Here is a 340-nt window from a genome sequence, read left to right as displayed (position 1 = left end):
ATACACCTCATAGAAACTTTAATCGTGACGATAAAATTAAACAGTACGAAATTCTGATAGAGGTAAATAATACAATTAGCCTATTATGAGAGCAAGAAAGCCATATAAAAAAGGAGGGCATAAGCCCTCCTTCTCAAGAAACTGAAGTGTTAAAAGTTCAGTCTTATAGCACGTGTACAGAAGCTGTGTTCGTAGTACCTGAAGCAACTAGAGCGCCAGAAACCATAACAACGATATCGCCTTTGTTACCTAGACCTGATTCTAGAGCAAGTTCTTTACCCGCTACGTAGAATGCGTCAGTGCTTTCGATTGAATCAACAACTACAGGAGTAACACCTTT

The 340-nt window shown here is 38.8% G+C and carries 1 protein-coding gene; it reads right to left on the bottom strand.

The window, feature by feature from the left end; all coding sequences use genetic code 11:
* Positions 1–163: 163 nt before the first annotated feature.
* Positions 164–340 (bottom strand): pyruvate kinase alpha/beta domain-containing protein (locus IQR33_RS22325; RefSeq protein ID WP_322631798.1); only part of this gene is annotated, 177 nt, incomplete at its 5' end.

Origin of the sequence: Vibrio sp. OPT46 (genome assembly GCF_015163535.1) — a bacterium.
In the GTDB taxonomy this organism is placed as follows: domain Bacteria; phylum Pseudomonadota; class Gammaproteobacteria; order Enterobacterales; family Vibrionaceae; genus Vibrio; species Vibrio alginolyticus.
This window is presented reverse-complemented; position numbering and strand designations above follow the sequence as displayed.